Source organism: Marinifilum breve (assembly GCF_003202155.1).
In the GTDB taxonomy this organism is placed as follows: domain Bacteria; phylum Bacteroidota; class Bacteroidia; order Bacteroidales; family Marinifilaceae; genus Marinifilum; species Marinifilum breve.
On sequence record NZ_QFLI01000005.1, the window covers coordinates 237,250 to 257,999 of the forward strand.

17 protein-coding genes and 1 tRNA gene are annotated in these 20,750 nt (G+C 34.6%); 11 read left to right on the plus strand and 7 right to left on the minus strand.

What is annotated here, in order from left to right; all coding sequences use genetic code 11:
- Window positions 1-1,179 carry a hypothetical protein gene (locus DF185_RS12950; protein WP_110361171.1) on the plus strand — a complete coding sequence of 393 codons (1,179 nt, stop codon included), beginning with the start codon at window positions 1-3 and terminating at the stop codon, window positions 1,177-1,179.
- Window positions 1,180-1,228: 49 nt separating this feature from the next.
- Here the strand turns inward: DF185_RS12950 and recQ are convergent, their stop codons facing one another.
- Window positions 1,229-3,406 (minus strand): DNA helicase RecQ, encoded by a 2,178-nt coding sequence (gene recQ / locus DF185_RS12955; RefSeq protein WP_110361172.1) that lies wholly within the window; start codon window positions 3,404-3,406, stop codon window positions 1,229-1,231.
- A gap of 218 nt (window positions 3,407-3,624) precedes the next feature.
- Here recQ and DF185_RS12960 point away from each other — a divergent pair, with 218 nt between their 5' ends.
- The 8 genes from DF185_RS12960 (at window position 3,625) to clpX (ending at window position 12,663) form a co-directional block, all read left to right on the plus strand.
- Window positions 3,625-4,635 (plus strand): KpsF/GutQ family sugar-phosphate isomerase, encoded by a 1,011-nt coding sequence (locus tag DF185_RS12960; protein WP_207784646.1) that lies wholly within the window; start codon window positions 3,625-3,627, stop codon window positions 4,633-4,635.
- A gap of 27 nt (window positions 4,636-4,662) precedes the next feature.
- On the plus strand, window positions 4,663-5,493 hold the full coding sequence (gene tatC, locus DF185_RS12965) for a twin-arginine translocase subunit TatC (protein ID WP_207784647.1): 831 nt from the start codon (window positions 4,663-4,665) through the stop codon (window positions 5,491-5,493).
- A gap of 76 nt (window positions 5,494-5,569) precedes the next feature.
- Window positions 5,570-8,074, plus strand: a complete 2,505-nt coding sequence (locus DF185_RS12970; protein WP_110361173.1) for a DUF5686 and carboxypeptidase-like regulatory domain-containing protein — start codon at window positions 5,570-5,572, stop codon at window positions 8,072-8,074.
- A 54-nt stretch (window positions 8,075-8,128) separates the two neighbouring features.
- Window positions 8,129-8,863, plus strand: coding sequence for an LPS export ABC transporter ATP-binding protein (gene lptB, locus DF185_RS12975; RefSeq protein WP_110361174.1), 735 nt, complete (start codon window positions 8,129-8,131; stop codon window positions 8,861-8,863).
- A gap of 140 nt (window positions 8,864-9,003) precedes the next feature.
- A tRNA-Leu gene (locus DF185_RS12980) sits at window positions 9,004-9,085 on the plus strand.
- Window positions 9,086-9,189: 104 nt separating this feature from the next.
- A complete protein-coding gene (gene tig, locus DF185_RS12985) occupies window positions 9,190-10,539 on the plus strand; it encodes a trigger factor (protein WP_110361175.1) in 1,350 nt (449 codons plus the stop codon).
- A gap of 147 nt (window positions 10,540-10,686) precedes the next feature.
- Window positions 10,687-11,361: an ATP-dependent Clp endopeptidase proteolytic subunit ClpP gene (gene clpP, locus DF185_RS12990; RefSeq protein ID WP_110361176.1), complete on the plus strand. Its 675-nt coding sequence runs from the start codon at window positions 10,687-10,689 to the stop codon at window positions 11,359-11,361.
- 87 nt (window positions 11,362-11,448) lie between these two features.
- A complete protein-coding gene (clpX, locus tag DF185_RS12995; protein ID WP_110361177.1) occupies window positions 11,449-12,663 on the plus strand; it encodes an ATP-dependent Clp protease ATP-binding subunit ClpX in 1,215 nt (404 codons plus the stop codon).
- A gap of 106 nt (window positions 12,664-12,769) precedes the next feature.
- Here clpX and DF185_RS13000 read toward each other — a convergent pair whose 3' ends face one another.
- From DF185_RS13000 to DF185_RS13020, 5 genes are all read right to left on the minus strand, one after another.
- Window positions 12,770-13,621, minus strand: coding sequence for a hypothetical protein (locus DF185_RS13000; protein ID WP_133250035.1), 852 nt, complete (start codon window positions 13,619-13,621; stop codon window positions 12,770-12,772).
- A gap of 1 nt (window position 13,622) precedes the next feature.
- Window positions 13,623-14,108: a dihydrofolate reductase gene (locus DF185_RS13005; protein ID WP_110361179.1), complete on the minus strand. Its 486-nt coding sequence runs from the start codon at window positions 14,106-14,108 to the stop codon at window positions 13,623-13,625.
- A 17-nt stretch (window positions 14,109-14,125) separates the two neighbouring features.
- Window positions 14,126-14,485 (minus strand): four helix bundle protein, encoded by a 360-nt coding sequence (locus tag DF185_RS13010; protein ID WP_110361180.1) that lies wholly within the window; start codon window positions 14,483-14,485, stop codon window positions 14,126-14,128.
- Window positions 14,486-14,512: 27 nt separating this feature from the next.
- Complete coding sequence (locus DF185_RS13015; RefSeq protein WP_110361181.1) at window positions 14,513-15,307, minus strand: thymidylate synthase; 795 nt, start codon at window positions 15,305-15,307, stop codon at window positions 14,513-14,515.
- 73 nt (window positions 15,308-15,380) lie between these two features.
- Complete coding sequence (locus DF185_RS13020) at window positions 15,381-16,346, minus strand: nucleoside recognition protein (protein ID WP_110361182.1); 966 nt, start codon at window positions 16,344-16,346, stop codon at window positions 15,381-15,383.
- A 251-nt stretch (window positions 16,347-16,597) separates the two neighbouring features.
- Here DF185_RS13020 and DF185_RS13025 point away from each other — a divergent pair, with 251 nt between their 5' ends.
- Together DF185_RS13025 and DF185_RS13030 are read left to right on the plus strand one after the other, a co-directional pair.
- Window positions 16,598-17,854, plus strand: coding sequence for a nucleoside permease (locus DF185_RS13025; protein ID WP_110361183.1), 1,257 nt, complete (start codon window positions 16,598-16,600; stop codon window positions 17,852-17,854).
- Between the two features lie 389 nt (window positions 17,855-18,243).
- Window positions 18,244-18,579, plus strand: a complete 336-nt coding sequence (locus DF185_RS13030; RefSeq protein WP_110361184.1) for a helix-turn-helix domain-containing protein — start codon at window positions 18,244-18,246, stop codon at window positions 18,577-18,579.
- 98 nt (window positions 18,580-18,677) lie between these two features.
- Here DF185_RS13030 and DF185_RS13035 read toward each other — a convergent pair whose 3' ends face one another.
- On the minus strand, window positions 18,678-20,537 hold the full coding sequence (locus tag DF185_RS13035; protein ID WP_110361185.1) for an outer membrane protein assembly factor BamB family protein: 1,860 nt from the start codon (window positions 20,535-20,537) through the stop codon (window positions 18,678-18,680).
- Between the last annotated feature and the right edge of the window lie 213 nt (window positions 20,538-20,750).

The window sequence follows — 20,750 nt, forward strand, 5'->3', positions numbered from 1 at the left end:
ATGGGAACATATACGATCATAGAGGTAAATGACGACATTACAAAAAAAGAATTTCTAGAATTACCTGTTCGATTGTATCGAAACGAAAAGAATTGGGTTAGGCCACTCGATTTTGAAATCAACAACATATTCAATCCCAAAGAGAACAAAATGTTTCAACACGGAGAATGTTGCCGTTGGATCATGACAAATGACTCCAATGAAACAATAGGCCGAGTTGCTGCATTTATTGATCACAAATCGAAAGATTTAAACGATCAACCAACCGGCGGAATGGGATTTTTCGAATGCATCGAGAACAAAGAAGCTGCTTTTGCCCTTTTTGACCATTGTAAAAAATGGTTAAAAGAAAGAAATATTGAAGCCATGGATGGTCCAGTAAATTTTGGAGAAAGGCATCAATGGTGGGGTTTACAGGTTGAAGGTGAACACAGACCTGTTTATAATATGCCATACCACAAATCATACTACAAAGAGTTTTTTGAAGAGTATGGATTTCAGGTTTACTTTAAACAATTTACCTACAAAACTATTTTCTCGCCTGATAGCTTAAGCGATATCATTAAATGGAAAGCCGATAGACTAGCAAAAAATCCTGATTACAGAGTTGAGCATTTTTCTAAATCAAAAACTCAACGTTTTATTAAGGATTTTGTACATATATATAATGAAGCTTGGGTTAAAGAAATTCCAGGAATTGAGGGGATAACCGAACACCAAACCCAAACGCTTTTTGATGATCTTAAGCCAATTATTCATGAAAAACTAATGTGGTTTGCTTATTACAAAGATCAGCCAATTGGATTTTTTATCATGATTCAGGATTTGAATGAATACCTGCAACACATTAACGGTAAAATTACATTCTATGGAAAGTTAAGATTTCTTTATTACAAATACTTTCAAAGAAACAAAAATGCCATTGGTTTAATTTTCGGTGTTGTACCTGAATTTCAGAAAAGGGGTATTGAAGCGGCAATGATTTACGAATTCTCAAAATCGGGCCTTGATAATAAATTCCCATTTCGAACTTTAGAAATGAATTGGATTGGTGATTTCAACCCAAGAATGAGCCACTTGATGAAACACATTGGGGCTAAAGTATACAAAACTCATCACACTTATCGCAAACTGTTTGATGAGAAGAAAGAGTTTAAACGATCAGAAATTATACAATAAAAGAAAAGGCTGCAAATTGCAGCCTTTTCTTTTATATAAATATAAATCTCTATAATCCATTTTCAGAATGAAACAGAATTCGCATCAAGCGAATATCTTCTTCAGAGTAATCTTCTTCTCCCAATTCATCAAGAGCATCATCAATATTATCAGATTCTGCCTCATAAAAATAATCCAGAATTTCTTCTTGCTTATCTTCATCAATAACTTCATCCACATAATAATCTAGATTCAGCTTAGTTCCAGAATAAACAATTGCTTCCATCTCTTTCAGCAAATCTTCATATTCCATTCCTTTTGCTTCAGCAATATCCTCTAAATCTAATTTTCTATCAATACTCTGGATAATATAAACCTTAAATTTAGATTTATCAGCTACTGAACGAACCACCATATCTTGAGGTCTTTCAATGTCATTCTCCTTAACATGTTTCGAAATCAGCGCGACAAAATCTTTACCAAAACGCTTGGACTTGCCAGCTCCAACACCTTGTATATGGGCCAACTCTTCTATATTTGTAGGATAATGAATTGCCATTTCTTCCAATGAAGGATCCTGGAAAACCACATAAGGAGGCACATCTTTTTGCTTAGCAACTTTTTTACGAAGATCTTTCAACATCGACAACAAAGCTTCATCCATTGCTGCAGTCCCTCCACTTTTTGGAGCTTCAGCATCTACACCTTCAAAATCATGATCATCAGTCAGCATGAACGGATATGGTTTCTCCAAAAATGCATGTCCCTCTGGGCGAATTTTAATTACTCCATACTGCTCAATGTCTTTTTCAATAAACGAATTGATTAATGCACGACGATACACCATATTCCAAAAATGCTGATCCTTATCATCACCATCTCCATACAATGCAAGCTGATCGTGCTTATATGATTTTATTGCAGAATTTTGAGAACCTATTAAAATGTTCACCAAATGATCTACTTTAAATCTTTCCTTTACATCTTTAACAAGATTCAAAGCCTTAACCACATATTCTTCACCCTGAAACTCCTTTTTCGGATGTAAGCAATTGTCGCAATTACCGCAACTTTCAGCCGTATGCTTTTCTCCAAAGTAATGCAACAAAACAGTTCTTCTACAAACAGCAGATTCCGCATAAGAAACTGTTTCCATCAATAACTGCTTGCCAATTTCTTGCTCAGCCACAGGTTTACCTTGCATAAACTTTTCAAGCTTCTGTATATCCTTGTAACTATAGAATGTCAAACAGCGCCCTTCGCCACCATCACGACCAGCTCTACCTGTTTCCTGATAATAACCTTCCAAGCTTTTCGGAATATCATAGTGAATTACAAAACGTACATCTGGTTTATCGATACCCATTCCAAACGCAATAGTAGCAACTACAACATCTACATCTTCCATCAAGAATTTATCCTGATTTCCTGATCTGGTTGAGGAATCCATACCTGCATGATAAGGTACAGCTTTAATGCCATTTACTTGGAGGGTTTCAGCTAACTCTTCAACTTTCTTTCTACTTAAGCAGTATATAATTCCTGACTTACCGGTATTCCCTTTAATAAATTTAATAATCTCCTTGGTCGCATTTACTTTAGGCAACACCTCATAATAAAGGTTTGGTCTATTAAATGAAGATTTAAAAACCGTTGCATCCAACATCCCAAGGTTTTTCTGAATATCGTGCTGAACTTTCGGTGTAGCAGTGGCAGTTAATGCAATAATTGGCGCATTACCAATTTCCTGAACAATCGGTCTGATCTTTCTGTATTCTGGTCGAAAATCATGTCCCCATTCCGAAATACAATGGGCTTCGTCCACTGCATAAAAGGAAATCTTAACTTGCTTTAAAAATTCAATATTACTCTCCTTTGTCAACGATTCCGGTGCGACATACAACAGTTTAGTGCGTCCTTCTATAACATCCTCTTTAACTTTTAAAGTTGCCGATTTTGATAATGACGAATTTAAAAAGTGTGCGATTCCATCATCCTCTCCAAAGTTTCTCATTGCATCCACCTGATTTTTCATCAGTGCAATTAGTGGAGATATAACGATTGCAGTACCTTCTAACATTAATGAAGGCAATTGATAACAAAGTGATTTCCCTCCTCCTGTTGGCATCAACACGAAGGTATCTTTACCGTCTAATATATTTTGAATTACTGGCTCTTGATTCCCCTTGAAGTGCTCAAATCCAAAATACTTCTTTAAATTAGATGATAATTCAAAGTTTTTTCCCATGCTTTAATTAGATATGCTTACTATTTTGCTATGCGGCCCGCTAAATTAATATTTTATTAGCGACCAAAAATTTTTATGAGATGAATTTTACTCCATCTTCAATCCCCGAATTACAAAAATTAGATACTTTTGTATTTTAAATTTAGATAAACACTTGTACAATTCAAAACGATTTTAGCTTTTAACAGATTTTAACTGTATGGGATAAATCAAAACAAATGAGTTTATTTAGCTTTGTACAAACCAAAAATCAAGAAACTGTGAAGTCATCAGAGGATATTAAAAATATTGCAATCCAAACAATCGAAGAGGAAGCAAATTCCATTTATCAATTAAAAAATTACATTGATGGAGATTTTGTTAAAACCGTAGAATTAATTTTAGAAAGCAACGGAAGAGTCGTAATTACAGGAATTGGTAAAAGTGCCAACATTGCAAATAAGATTGTTGCAACCCTTAATTCCACAGGAACTCCTGCCCTTTTCATGCATGCAGCAGATGCAATTCATGGAGATTTAGGAATGATTCGTCCCAATGATACTGTCATCTGTATTTCAAAAAGTGGAAATACTCCAGAAATCAAAGTTTTGGTGCCACTTATCAAAAACATGGGAAATACTTTAGTTGCCATGGTGTCAGGACTTGATTCATTTCTTGCCTTAAACTCTGACTATGTACTTAAAGCTAAAGTGGAAAAAGAAGCTTGTCCAAACAACCTAGCTCCTACCAATTCTACCACAGCTCAATTGGTTATGGGTGATGCTCTAGCAGTTGCTCTACTAGAATGTCGTCAGTTTACCGATCGTGATTTTGCTAAATATCATCCAGGTGGTGCTTTAGGTAAAAAATTGTACCTACGCGTAAGCGATTTGGTTTCTAAAGAAAATCCACCAAAAGTATCCATCGATGAAAAAATCAGACCAATTATTCTTGAAATTTCGTCAAAACGAATGGGATCAACCGCTGTAGTAAATGAACAAGATGAATTGTTGGGAATTATTACTGATGGTGATCTTCGTAGAATGTTGGAAAGAAATGAGGATGTGAGTCAACTTACAGCGAAAGACATTATGACTCCAACTCCTAAAATAACCAGCTCTGATGTTTTGGCAATTAATGCATTCCAAATTATGGAAAAAAACAACATTACTGGCCTAGCAGTTGTTGATAACGGAAAATATATTGGCATGGTTCACCTTCATGATATTTTGAAAGAAGGAATTGTTTAATATCTTAGCTTCACAAAATAATTAACTATGTCAGAAAAAGAACAACAGCAAAACGACAACCAAATGAGTTTTCTTGAACATCTTGAGGTTTTAAGATGGCACTTAATGCGTTCTGTAATTGCAGTACTTGTTTTTGCCGTTGCTGCTTTTATATTTTACGATTTCATTTTTGATTATTTGATTTTAGCTCCTAAAAATCCTGATTTCTTCACAAACAGAATGTTTGCCAGAGTTGCAGAATTTACAGGAGTTGAAGCATTAAAAATAAACACTGCACCATTTCAGGTGATTAATATAAATATGGCAGGCCAATTTGCTACTCACATTAGTGTTTCATTGGTGGCTGGTATTATTGCAAGCTTTCCATATATATTTTACGAGTTTTGGTGCTTTATAAAACCAGCACTTTATGCTAACGAGAAGAAGCACGCAAGAGGATCAATATTCTACACCAGCTTTTTGTTTGCTCTGGGTGTTCTTTTCGGCTATTACCTAATTACCCCACTATCTGTTCATTTCTTGGGATCATACAGCGTTAGCGATCAAGTAATGAATCAAATAAACCTAAAATCCTACATCTCATCAATAACTTCAATTGTTTTGGCAAGTGGAGTTATTTTCGAGCTACCAGTTCTTATTTTCTTCCTAAGTAAAATTGGTTTGGTAACTCCCGAATTTCTAAAAAAGTACAGAAAGCATTCTGTGGTGTTAATCTTGATTTTATCAGCTATTATCACTCCTCCCGATATCTTTAGCCAGGTATTGGTTTGTTTGCCACTAATGTTACTTTATGAAATTGGCATTAAAATTTCAAAACGAATTCAGAAAAAACATCAAGCTGAATTGGACTTAGATTAAAGTTATTGCCAGTTAATTGTAATAAACACTATTAAAGCTTGAGTTTAAAACACTCAGGCATTATTTATTTATTAAGATGCAGATACTAAAAAAAGGATTTTTCTTTTTAAGCGTTCTTACATTTTCTTTGTTAAGTTTAAATGCCATAGGACAATCCACGAAAGTAAGAGGAAAAGTTGTTGATTCTAAAACAAAACAAGCATTACCATTTGTAAACATTGCTTATAAAGGAACAACAATTGGTACCACTACAGATTTTGACGGTAATTATTTTCTGGAAACCAGAACTCCAGGAGATTCTATTTACATTTCATTTGTAGGTTATAAAGAAAGAATATTTGCTGTTCAGAAGGGTAAATTTCAAACTTTAAATGTTGAACTTGAAGCTGAAACATTTGATCTTCAAGAGGTGGTGGTTGTTCCTGGCGAAAATCCTGCACATGTGCTTTTGCGCAAAATCATTAAAAACAAAAAGAAAAACAATCCATCTCGATTTAAGTCTTTCCAGGCTGAAACTTACACCAAGATGGAAATGGACCTGAACAATATCAAAGAAGATTTTAAGGATAAAAAAATCATGCGTCAGTTCCAATTTGTTTTTGATTACATGGATACCTCTGTAATTACAGGCAAACCTTATTTACCGATTTTTATCACAGAATCTTTGTCTGATTATTATTATCAAGATAAACGTAGAGTTGAACGCGAAATAATAAAGGCATCACAAATGTCGGGAATTCAAGACAATGCCAGCTTGGCCCAATTCACCGGTCAACTTCATCAAAACGTTAATGTTTACGACAACTTCATCGACCTGTTTGATATGGGATTCGTAAGTCCAATTGCCGATGGAGGATTAAGGTACTACAAGTATTATCTTACAGATAGCGCATATCGTGATGGCAATTGGTGCTATCACATGTCTTTTAAGCCTAAAAGAAAGCAAGAACCAACATTTGTGGGAGATTTCTGGGTAGCCGATACAACTTTTGCAATTCAAAATATGCAAATGCGTATTGCAAAAGATGTAAACCTAAACTGGGTTAAAGATTTAGTCAGTAATAACGAATTTCAAAAACTAAACGATTCAACCTGGTTTCTCAAAAAGCAAAATCTGTTTGTAGATTTCATGCTTACCGAAAGAGACTCAACAAAACAAATGGGTTTCTTTGGTAGAAAAACAGTATCGTATAAAAATGTAGAAGTAAATGTTCCATTAAAGGAGGAAATTATAAAACTTGACAATAATGTTATCGTAAACGAAGATGCATTATCTCATCCTCCAGAATATTGGAACGATGCTAGACCTTACCAATTATCAGAGAGGGAATCTGGTATTTATGCTATGGTTGATTCTATACAAAATGTGCCTCTCTATAAGAATATTGTTGATGTGGTTACAACTTTCATAACGGGTTATTACGTTCATGGCAAATTTGAATATGGCCCATACTATAAATTATATAGTTTCAACGAAATTGAAGGTAATCGATTCATGTTTGGAGGAAGAACTTCAAATGAATTCAGTACTAAAATCATGCTAAATGGTCATTTAGCTTATGGAACCAAAGATGAAAAGTTAAAATATGGACTTGGCTTTCTGTACATGATTAATAAACTGCCCCGAGAAACTTTTGGGATGCAGTACAAACACGACATTCATCAATTGGGTAAAAGTCCGAATGCATTTACCGAAGGAAACATCTTGGCTTCACTTTTAAAACGAAATCCGAACAATAAGCTCACCATGCTGAACCAGTTTGAAACCCATTATGAAAAAGAATGGTTTCAAGGATTTTCAAATACTCTAAAGTTTAGGTATCGTGACATTAAGCCAACTGAATTTGTTCCATTCGAGGATCGCATAGGAAATCCAATATCAAGAATAACAACTTCTGAGTTAGAATTAAGGACACGTTGGACAAAGAACGAAAAAGTTGTTATGGGAGAATTTGAACGTGTTCATTTAGGTGGTCCTATTCCTATTGTGAATCTATATTTAACTATGGGAATGAAAAATGTGCTTGGTTCAAATTACGATTATCAGAAAATTGACCTAAGTGTTGAGCACACGTTCGAACTTCCTCCTCTTGGAAACTTGTACTTTTTAGCCTCAGGAGGTAAGCTTTTTGGTAAAGTTCCATATCCTTTATTGCACTTACACGAAGGAAATGAAACTTATGCTTTCGATCCATATGCATTTAATATGATGAACTACTATGAATTCGCTAGCGAACAATACGCCAGCTTATTTGTAGAGCATCATTTTAATGGATTAATATTAAATCGAATTCCATTATTTAGAAAACTAAAATGGAGAACTGTGGTTTCAGGTAAAGGCCTAATTGGGAAGTTAAGTGATAAGAACAATGGTTCACTAGCCAATACTGAAGCTTATATGAGATTTCCAGATGGACTTTCAGATGTTAGCAAACCATATTTTGAAGCAAGTGTTGGGATCGAAAATATCTTTAAATTTATTAGAATTGATGCTATGTGGAGATTAACTCACCTAGATGATAATCCTTATCAGGATTTTGAAGATTTTGGGATTCGAGCAATGCTACAAATCACTTTCTAAGGATATCTTTTTTATATTTGCACAACTCCAAACCATTAAAACAATTGGACAAGGATGATATTAAGAGCTGAGAATTTAATTAAACGATACAAGAGCCGTACTGTTGTTAAAGGTGTTTCGGTTGACGTAAAACAAGGTGAAATTGTTGGACTATTAGGACCAAACGGTGCTGGTAAAACAACTTCTTTCTACATGATTGTAGGATTGATTCAACCAAATGGAGGAAGAATTTTTCTTGATGATCGAGAGATTACTCAAGAACCTGTATACAAAAGAGCTCAACTTGGAGTCGGATATTTGGCACAGGAAGCTTCAGTTTTCAGAAAGCTAAGTGTTGAAGACAATATTAAGTCTGTTTTAGAAATGTCTGATTTCTCAAAAGAATATCAAGCTCACCGACTAGAAGAGATGTTGAATGAATTCAGCCTTCAGAAAATCAGAAAAAGTCTAGGTATTCAATTGTCAGGAGGAGAAAGACGAAGAACAGAAATTGCCAGAGCTCTTTCGATCAAACCAAAATTTATTCTTTTGGATGAGCCTTTTGCCGGAGTTGACCCTATCGCTGTAGAAGATATTCAGGATATCGTACGTCATCTAAAAGATAAAAACATTGGTATATTAATTACGGACCACAACGTACAGGAAACTCTTTCCATTACAGAAAGAGCATATTTGTTGTTCGAAGGAAATATCTTAAAATCTGGAACCGCTGAAGAATTAGCAGCCGATGAAGATGTTCGAAGAGTATACCTAGGAAAGAACTTTGAGCTTCGAAAACCAGTAAAATAAAGGCTTCCAATAGGTTTATAGCTTTGTATTTTACTTATAGATTTTCATCACAGATTTTTTCACAAAAAAATCTTCATTTTTTTTCTGATTGCTGTTGCAAATTATAAAAAACAACTCTATATTTGCACCGCAATTAACCCGCGGATGTGGCGTAATTGGTAGCCGCGCTAGACTTAGGATCTAGTGCCGTAAGGCGTGGGGGTTCGAGTCCCTTCATCCGCACTACAGAAAAAATAACCTTAAACCGCCCATACTACGATACAATGTATCAATGGTTGAGCGGTTTTTTTTCAATTAATAAGGTTTTATCTTTTAATAGCTAAAAAATGAACATCACAAAAACCAACATTGATGATTTAAACGCTGTAATCAAATTACAGATTGTTAAAGAAGACTATGAAAGTCGTGTAAACGATGTTTTAAAAGACTATCGTAAAAAAGCAAATATCAATGGTTTCCGCCAAGGTAAAGTACCTATGGGTGTGATCAAGAAAATGTATGGTACTCCTGTTTTAGCTGACGAAGTGAACAAACTTCTTAGCGATGAGCTTATGAAGTACATTCGCGAAAATGATTTGAAAATTTTAGGCGAGCCACTTCCTAACGAAACTGAGCAAAAAGAAATCAACTGGGAAAAAGATACTGATTTCGAATTCGCTTTCGATATTGCTTTAACTCCAGAATACACTCTTAACCTTAGCAAAAGAGATAAGATGACTTTCTTCAAAATTGCTGTTGATGAGAAAATGATCGAGAACGGTGTTGAAATGCACGCTCGTCGTTTCGGATCAAACGAGCCAGCTGAAGCTGTTGAAGAAAAAGAACTTTTGAAAGGTAACTACGCACAAGTTGACGCTGAAGGTAAACTTGTAGAAGAAGGAATTACTAGCGAAGATGTAGCAATCTCATTAGAATACATGGCTGATGAAGATGCTAAAAAGAAATTCATTGGCGCTAAAAAAGGTGAAGTTGTGGTATTTAACCCAGCTAAAGCTTTCGCTAACAAAACTGATTTAGCTTCGATGCTTAACATCTCTAAAGAAGAAGCTGAAACTTTAGATTCTGATTTCCAATTTACAATTACAGAAATCAACAAATTTGTTAACGCTGAATTGAACCAAGAATTATTCGATAAAGTATTTGGTGAAGGAACTGTTTCTTCAGAAGAAGAATTCAAAAACAGAATCAAAGAAGATATCGAAAAACAATTGGTAAACGATAGCGACTACAAATTCTTAATCGATGCAAAAGAGAAATTGGTTAAGAAAGCTAAAATGACTCTTCCTGAAGCATTCTTGAAGCGTTGGATTATTGCGACCAACAAAGAAATGAACGAAGAGCAAGTTGAGAAAGATTTCGCAAACTACGTTGATGAGTTCAAATGGCAGTTAATTAAAAATAGATTGACTGAAGAAAACGAGCTTAAAGTAGAGCAGGAAGAAGTTATGGAGTTTGCTAAACAACAAGCTTTAATGCAATTCCAGCAGTACGGAATGATGGAAGTACCTGAAGAATACTTAACAAACTACGCTCAGCAAATGATGCAAAATCAAGAAGAGCAAAGAAAGATCTACGAACGTATGATCGACAACAAAATTGTTGAGTTCTTAAAAGGTGCTATCAAAATTGAAGAAAAAGAAGTTTCTACTGAAGAATTCAACAAAATGTTTGAATAAGGAGAACTCTTACAATACTGAAAAAACCACGCTTCTTTTGAGGCGTGGTTTTCTTTTTGATCCTTGAATAAGTTTTTGTTAAGCTATTCTTTTCAAATGGAGAAATTTTGACTAATTTAGGTCTACGAAATTTAAAATCATATCTATATGGTACCAAAAGACGAATTTAGAAAATTTGCCACGCAGCACATGGGCATCAACAGCCTAACATTGGATAAATACACTTCAATTAGCAACAGCTACATTTCTCCAACTATTATCGAGGAACGTCAGCTTAATGTTGCATCAATGGATGTTTTCTCTCGTCTGATGATGGATAGAATCATCTTCCTTGGTGTTCCAATTGATGACTATGTTGCTAACATCATCATGGCTCAGTTATTATTCCTTGAATCTACTGATCCTTCTAAGGATATTCAGATTTACTTTAACTCTCCAGGAGGTTCGGTTCATGCAGGTTTAGGTATTTACGATACCATGCAATACATCAAGTGTGACGTTGCTACAATTTGTACTGGTATGGCTGCATCAATGGGAGCTGTTTTGCTAACTGCAGGTACAAAAGGAAAACGTTCTGCATTAAAGCACTCGCGAATCATGATTCACCAACCAATGGGTGGAGCGCAAGGGCAAGCTTCGGATATCGAGATTACCGCTCGTGAAATCTTGAAATTAAAGAAAGAATTGTATACCATTATTGCTGACCATTCAGGAAATACTTACGAAAAAGTAGAAAAAGATTCTGATCGTGATTACTGGATGACAGCTATGGAAGCTAAAGAATATGGTATGATTGATGAAGTGCTAACGCGCGAGAAATAATCAATCATCTCAAAATCAAAACAAACCTAATGCAGAGTTAATCGTAAAATCATTAACTTTGCATTTTTAGTACTATAAATCAATATCATGGATAAATGCTCGTTTTGCGGGAGAGAGAAGAAAGATACTAACCTTCTGATTGCAGGAATTAGTGGTCACATCTGCGATAGCTGTATCGACCAGGCATATTCAATTGTACAGGAAGAATTAAAAAATCGTTCGGATCTTAACCTGAAAGAGATTAAATTATTGAAACCGATGGAAATTAAAGCTTTCCTTGATCAGTATGTAATTGGTCAGGATGAAGCTAAAAAATACCTTTCTGTTGCGGTTTACAATCATTATAAAAGATTACTTCAGGAGAGAGACGATGAAGATATCGAGATTGAAAAATCGAATATCATTCTTGTAGGTGAAACAGGTACAGGTAAAACTCTTTTGGCAAGAACCATTGCTAAAATGTTGCATGTTCCTTTTACCATTGTTGATGCTACTGTATTGACTGAAGCTGGTTATGTTGGTGAAGATATTGAATCAATTTTAACAAGATTACTACAAGCTTCTGATTACGATGTAGAAGCTGCTGAAAAAGGAATCGTGTTCATTGATGAGATCGATAAAATTGCTCGTAAAAGCGATAACCCATCTATTACTCGTGATGTTTCAGGAGAGGGTGTTCAGCAAGGATTGTTAAAATTATTGGAAGGATCAGTTGTTAATGTTCCACCTCAAGGAGGTCGTAAACATCCTGATCAGAAAATGATTCCTGTGAATACGAAAAACATTCTTTTTGTTTGTGGTGGTGCTTTCGATGGCATTCAAAGAAAAATTGCACAAAGAATGAACACTCAGGTTGTTGGTTTTAATGCAAGCAAGGAAAAAGAACAAGTTGATCAGGAAAACTTCTTACAGTACATTGCACCTCAGGATTTAAAATCATTCGGATTGATTCCTGAAATTATTGGTCGTTTGCCAGTTTTAACTTACCTGGAGCCATTAAACAGAGAAGCACTTCGTAACATTTTAACAGAGCCTAAAAACTCAATAGTTAAGCAATATACAAAGTTGTTTAAGATTGATGATATTGAATTGACTTTCGAAGAGAGCGCATTAGAATACATTGTTGACAAAGCTGTGGAATTCAAATTGGGAGCTCGTGGATTGCGTTCGATTTGTGAAGCAATCATGATGGATGCAATGTTTGAATTGCCTTCTGGAGATGACAAGAAAATTTCGATTGATAGCAAATATGCTAGCGAAAAACTTGAAAAAGTAAACTTAAAACGTTTAAAAGTCGCATAACCGATACCAGATTTAAAATATAAAGTAGTCTTATTGTATCGGAATCTTATAAAAAAAATACCGGAGTTTGTCTCCGGTATTTTTTTTTTACTCTATGATAAAATCTCTACATGCTTATTGTAATGGTACCTCCGTGGGAAGTTACACTTGCATCTCCATCGCAATGATCGACAGTATCGCCTCCACCATAATTAACGGTTCCTTCACCAATATCCTGCAGTGTAAAAAGTGCAGTACCTCCAATAACATTTTTACATGCATAGGCATACAATAAATCAGACTGACTGGTCAATGACATTAAAGCACCATTAGGATAAGTAATATCAATATCACTGGTAAGATTATAAATATCATCTACATAATCAACATCATCTTCTTCACTCCTTATATATTTATAATCTGCTTCAAATGAACTAACTGGAAATGGAACCACATTACTTTCCTGATCAGTAAATGAAAATTTTATTGTACTAGATGACACCGAAAAATCTCTGCCAGCTAAATCTCCAACAATATCAAAATTAAATGCTCCGGTAACATCAAAATTATTTACCTCAAGTTCTTGCAATCTAATCTCAAATTTCTGTAATTTTTCATCTACTGGGTCAACAACCACTTTACCTTTAAATTTACCTCCAAGAGATGAAATGGTTTTTTCACTACCGTAATCTATCACTACCGAATCAATTACTTCTCCTGTTCTGTAAATGGTTGGTGTAACTCCGGTTGGCACCTCATCATCTATAACATCCTTCTTGGTATCCAAATTATTCATTACAATGGCATTTACATTCATTACAATGTCATTAATTCCATTATTAATGTTTAAGCAATAGGTCGCTGGAACCGTAAAAATATCATCAATAATATCTTCCGGATCAGAACCTGTTGAACATGAATTCGTTGTTCCTGCGAACAAAAAAGCAACAAGGCCTAATTTTAAATATCTAAAATTCATACTATTTTCTTTTGTAATCGATAAATGAATAAGGATATTCATTCTTTTCATCAGGCATACAATCTTCTCGAGCAATAGATTCCCATTCTGTTGATTTAATTTCTGGAAAGAATGTATCCCCTTCAAATTCTTTATGAACCAATGTAAGGTACAACTCATCAGCTTTGTCCATAGCCTGCTCGTAAATTGTTCCTCCGCCAATAATAAATACTTTTTCCTGATCCTTAACTGCATTCAAAGCTTCTTCCAAAGAATGAACGACAATACATCCCTCCTGCTTGTAATCTTCCTGACGAGTAATAATTACCGAAGTTCTATTAGGAAGTGGCTTACCAATGGAATCGAAAGTTTTTCGTCCCATTATAATGGTATGCCCTGTAGTTAACGCTTTAAATCTTTTCAAATCTGCCGAAAGGCGCCAGATTAGCTGATTGTCTTTCCCAATAACATTGTTTCGGGAAGCTGCGACTATGATTGATAAAGTCATAAATTGCGAATTAATAATTACGAATTACGTTGCTTTATTGTCTTTTGAATGCTTCCAATGATACGAAGCAATTCATCAGTATCTTCTAAAACACTTTGTCCCTCTTCATTTGTTAAATAATTAGTTGCAGTTAGTAACCGCAGCCAATAGTGTGTTTCCCTAGCCTCTTTATAAGCAATTGTCAACTTCGCAAAAAAATCTTTTTCACTTTGCCCACCAATCGCTTCCTCAACATTAGCACCTATAGAAGTGCCAGCTCGTAATAGCTGTTTGCTAAGAACATATTCCTTCTTTTTCTCATTTAAATATCTATACAAATTCACAATACGAACCGCAAAGGCAAAACTCTTCTGTTGTAATACATTGTCCTTTTTCATTTTAAATTCGTAATTGTTAATTCGTAATTAAACTGAAATCGCTCCTTTGATATGAGGATGTGCTTCATAATTCTCCAATGAGAAATCTTCATATTTAAAGTCGAAAATGCTCTTCACATCAGGATTAATTTTCATCTGAGGCAAATCTTTTGTTTCTCTGGTCAATTGCAACTTAACCTGATCCAAGTGATTCATATAAATATGAGCATCACCCAAAGTATGAACAAACTCACCTGGTTCAAGATCACAAACCTGAGCCATCATCATGGTAAGTAAAGCATAGGATGCAATGTTAAAAGGAACCCCCAGAAAAATATCGGCACTACGCTGATACAACTGACACGACAATTTACCGTTTGCAACATAGAATTGGAACAAAGCATGACATGGTGGCAAAGCCATATTTTCAATATCACCAGCATTCCATGCACTTACAATTAAGCGACGCGAATCTGGATTGTTTTTAATATCGTGAACCACTTGCTTGATTTGATCTAATGATTCACCATTTTCTTTTGGCCATGATCTCCACTGGTAACCATATACATGTCCCAAATCTCCATTCTCATCGGCCCATTCGTTCCAAATGCGTACACCATTATCTTGAAGATATTTCACATTTGTATCGCCATTCAAGAACCATAGCAATTCATGAATAATAGACTTTAAATGAAGTTTCTTTGTAGTAAGAACAGGAAATCCTTTAGACAAATCAAAACGCATTTGATGCCCAAAAACACTAACGGTTCCAGTACCTGTTCTGTCTTCCTTTTTGTTCCCTTCTTCAAGAACTCTTTCTAATAATTGAAGATATTGTTGCATAATGTATCAATCGAAATTTTAGTTTTTAAAGATACATTAATTCGTAAAGAGTATCTAACACCAATCCGATAGATTAACATTTTTTACCAAATACCGATTTTAAAAATCGTTCCAGTCGGCAAATCCAAACCACTACAATTCCTAAAATCAACCTTGGAATAATCATCCATCCCAATGGAACACCAATGGCTGCAAAGAGTAATGGATCTTCCAATTGAGAGTGCGACACAGCAATATGATGATTCAATAAATCAGCATCTTCCTTACTCATCTTCCCTTCATCAACCTGCTCCATAATAATGGCAGCTCCATAAGCCAATCCTAATGTATTTGCTACTATCCACGAAAAAGAGGTCGACTCCGGTAATCCCATAACAACTTGCAATGGCTTCAAGAATTTCGAAATCCACTTGATGATGCCAAACAGTTCCAATATTTTTTGAAAAATCATTAATAAAGTAATTAGCACAATTACTTTAATGGCTAGCAACAATGATGACTGAGCCCAATCCAGGAACATGATAGAAAATGATTCCTTTGATGTGGCAATTGAACTAATTTGTTGAATCGATTCACCAGGTAACAGCGAATTTAAAACCGCACCAATTGCAAAACTTCCAAATACACGAAGCAGAATCATCCTAAGCACTGATGATCCTGTTTTTTTCAAAACAGCAGTTTCGATTATAAATCCATGTGCAACCAAACACATTACTGCTAATATGGTGACTACTCTACCCTGCATTTCAAGACTGGTAATTACAGCTATTGCAGTATATATATTGGTGAAAATACTTGTCAATAAAACAAATGCCGATTCGCCAGGCAAGCCAATTAGTTCGAAAGCAGGAGCCAAGTAGGAAGAAACTATAGCCAAGACTCCTGTATAGTTTAAAATCATGACACCAAAAGAAACCGGAATCATGATACTTAGCAACCATTTTGTTGTAGAATAAGCTTTGGGTAATGCAATTTTTACCGCTTCTTTTATTTTCTCTTTCCCCGATTGCCTTGTTTGATAACCTTTATTTACCTGCATCAGCTATAGTTGTTTAGGAGGCAAAAGTACCATTTTTTTCATATCAATATGGCTTACATTATTCATTTATTAACGCACTTACAAAGTTTTACTTGGCTGCTTATTAACAATGCTTTTACCTTTCTTCTTTTTTTGTTAGATTTGGATCTTTCAAAATTGATAGCCAATTACATCTATTGATTTTGAACTACTAGAACAACCAAACCATTTAGAAAAACATTTACTAATCTTATTTATTTAAACAACGAATTATGGGAATTAAAGGTCGATTGACGCTATTAAACTTCCTACAGTTTTTTATCTGGGGAGCATGGTTGATAACCATTGCAAATTATTGGTTTGGAACAAAACAATGGTCACCTACCGAATTTGGTGCCGTTTTCTCAACAATGGGTATCGCTTCTTTATTTATGCCAACACTTACCGGTATTATAGCCGACCGTTGGATGAATGCCGAAAGGTTATATGGAGTTCTTCACTTACTTGGAGGTGCAGCATTGCTTTACCTACCTCAAATTGAAACTTCCACTTCATTTATTAGCGTAATTTTAGTGGCCATGATTTGCTACATGCCTACAATTGCACTAATGAATACTATTTCTTACACTGTTTTAAAAAATAACAACTACGATGTAATTAAGGTATTTCCTCCTATTCGTGTGTGGGGAACCATTGGTTTTATTGCAGCCATGTGGGTAACCAACCTTACGGGATCAAAAGCTTCGGCAAACCAATTTTACATTGCCGGATTCGTATCATTCCTATTGGCGGCCTACTCATTTACAATGCCTCAATGTAAGCCTCAAAACAAAGGACAAAAGGGTGCTCCTCTTGTTGAAACATTAGGTTTGAACGCCTTTAAATTGTTCAAGAACTACAAAATGGCATTGTTCTTTATTTTCTCAATGTTTTTGGGGGCAGCTTTACAGTTAACCAACATGTATGGCGATGTATTTTTAGATAGCTTTAAACACGTTGACAAATATGCCGATTCATTTGTTGTAAAATATTCTACCATCATCATGTCGATTTCTCAGATATCTGAGACTTTATTCATCTTGGCAATTCCATTCTTCCTGAAGAAATTTGGTATCAAGAAAGTAATGCTAATCAGTATGATTGCCTGGGTACTTCGTTTCGGATTATTCGCTTATGGCGATCCTGCTGGTGGATTATGGATGATCATTCTATCGTGTATCATTTATGGTATGGCTTTCGATTTCTTCAATATTTCGGGTTCACTTTTCGTAGAAACACAGTGCGATTCTAGCATTCGTGCAAGTGCACAGGGATTGTTTATGATGATGACCAACGGTTTTGGCGCAATCATGGGATCTTGGATTAGTGGAATTATTATCGGAGCATTCTTTACTGGTAATGATGGAAACTTTATCTGGATGGATATCTGGAATACCTTTGCAATCTACTCATTGGTAATTGCTATATTCTTCTGGATTTTATTTAAACACAAACACGATCCTAAGCAGGTAGAAAATATAGCTCACTAAAAAATATTCAGGTCAGTTGCCTGCATCACCCTCTAATTTTCTTTTTGCTGAAAATTAGGGGGTGTTTTGTTTATTTATTTTTTTATCAACATGATACATATCATATAATATAGTCGTAATTTTCACACTCATATATGCAGGAAGCTATATGATAGGTGTAGTTTTCACACTGCTATATGCAGGAAACTATATTATTAGTGTAGATTTCATGCTGATATATGATGCAAGCTATGTTATAAGTGTAGTTTTCATGCTGCTATATGCAGGAGACTATTTCATAGGCTTATGATTCATATTGATACATGTCTGATATTATTACTTAGATATTTTGTTGATAATATAACTGAAATACACTAAATTACAGTTATTATATGAACAACACATAGCTCATGAAACCTTCAAAACCCATTAAACTACCTGTAGATCTTCATAAACTCATACACGATGCCATGGCAGAAACACGCATGAGTACGGTAGATTTAGCTGCTGAACTTGGCATAGGAAACTCCTCGGTTCATTATCTATTAAAAAGGCGTGGCGTTCAGGTTGGGCGACTTTGGACCATTTGCGAAGCCACTGGTGTGAATATCTTTAAACAATTGGCCGATGCTATTGACATCAATAATCCGGTAGATAAAGAAAAGGAACAACTCAAAAAAGAAATTGAAGATCTGAAAAAAGAACGTGAGATATTACGAGATGTGATCTCTTTGATGAAAAAGTAGACAATTTAACCTTACATTGAAATAGAAAGTAAAAAGGGGAGGTTTTATAAAACCTCCCCTCCAATATCAACTAAAGTCAACAATTAGTATATTTTCAATTAAAACTGATAAGCTGTAATCAAATGACTCTTCTCATTAATCACAATTACATTATCAATATCATCAATTAAATAACTTGGAGTCTTATCTGTCAATTCAATTTTGTAATCGACATTCCCTGACTTTTTATCAACTTTATAAATAAAATGTTTTTTACCAGTTTCTTCTTTTACGGCACTTACAATAAACTGAGCATTTTTAGTCTTTTTCGAGTTATAGTATCGTTCGCGTGTAACTCTAAAAACATCATGACTCACACCTTTTGAATCCGTAACTGCAAGTCCAATTACATCACTTTTTTGAACTTCAGCATCTCCAGTATCTTCATTTTCATCAATCAATTTTTCTCCATTTGCTAAGGTGCTTAATTTGTTAATATTTCCTATTGCACCATCTATATCAAAATCGATACCTGCAACAGCTAAACCAAATTGAGCAGCTCCTTTTACTCCTTTTATAGAAGATGCCGGTTTATAGTATTGGGTATATTTTAATTCGCCACCTGAACCTAAAAGAGAAATGTGTTGAGGAGTTGTTAACAAATATCCTGCATTAGTAATATATTCAGCCTCTAGTGGAGTAGATTTTGAAACCTTCTCTAATTTAATTTCATCAGCAAACTGTTCAATATCTCCAGTTTTTAAATCGAATTTGTATCCTTTTTTATTCTCAAAAAGAATCACTTTTTTTTCTTTGGGATCAAAAGTTACTGCAGGAATTGCTCTAAATTTAACTGTCTTGTCCCAAACTTTTTTCCCATTTTCAAAATTCAAAATATTAGAATTTTCCGTTGAAATGTACATCATTCCTTTAGAGGTACTAACAGCATAGTAAACGTAACCATTTACACCTTGTTTCCATATTTTCTTCCCATTCTTATCAAACAGATAAATATCTCCCTTCTTTTCTTCTTTACAAATGGCAAAATATCCTTTTTCATGTGGAATAACTTCATGAAGATTATCCACTTTTGCCTTTTTAGGCCATATTACCCCATTCGTTTCTGGATTAATAAGATTAAATCCATAGTTCTCAACTAGTATTAAATTACCTTCCTGATCCTTGATTACATCAACCAATTCTCCTTTTAACTTGAACTTACCTGGAGTAATGTCTTCTCCTGTTTTAGGATTCAGCACAATCAATTTTTTATGTTTGCGCACACCTACATAAACACAATTATTAAGAGGTGAGTAAATTAAAGTTCTAACCGGTTTTTTCCATTCTTTCGACCATAAAAGTTCTCCTGTATTTAAATCTAGATCGAAGATCTTATTCTTTATACTCAATATAATACTCTCTTTCTTGGTGAAGAATGGACCTTGAGATATAATACTCGTGTCGATCCTTAATCCTAAAAATTTAAAAACCTTCCCAAGGTTGGTAATCCATTTCTTTTTCCAGGTTTTAAGATCAAAACTCATTAATGCCGTATCGTCTCCCCTCGACATCTCAAAAAGAATTAAATTCTTATCTCTATGAATGCCATAACTTTGAACGCGAACACCATCCTTTTTTGTATCATATAGAATTTCTCCATTACTTGAATTAAGGATAACACCACTTTTTGCAAAATCCATATAGCATATTGGCAAGCCTTCAATTAATTTTAATGACTCTTTTACAGCGCCTCTCAATTCTGAATTATGCCATAAAGTCTTTCCTGTTTTGTTATCAAGTGCTAATAATCCTTTTGTTCCTGAAGCCAATATGAATCCTTCGTTCGTTTGCTCAATCCAATTTACCTCCCCTAATGCTGAACGCAAATCTTGCTCCCAAATTTTATTTTGTCCATTAACAATAGAATTGCTTAAAAAAAACAACACCAAAATACCAATTGCGTGTTTCAATAATTTCATAGTTTAATTTTTAATTAGATTCTTGATGTATAAAACTCTGAACTATGTTTATATAAAAGTAATAGTTTCAAACCTCCACACACCTGCATAATTGTTTATTAGGTTAATATTCAAAAGCAAACTTAATTGATTATTATTTAAATAACAATTTTTGATGTTTAATTAAAAACTAATCTTAAAAGCTAAAGTATTCCTCTGGATTTAAAAGCTCTA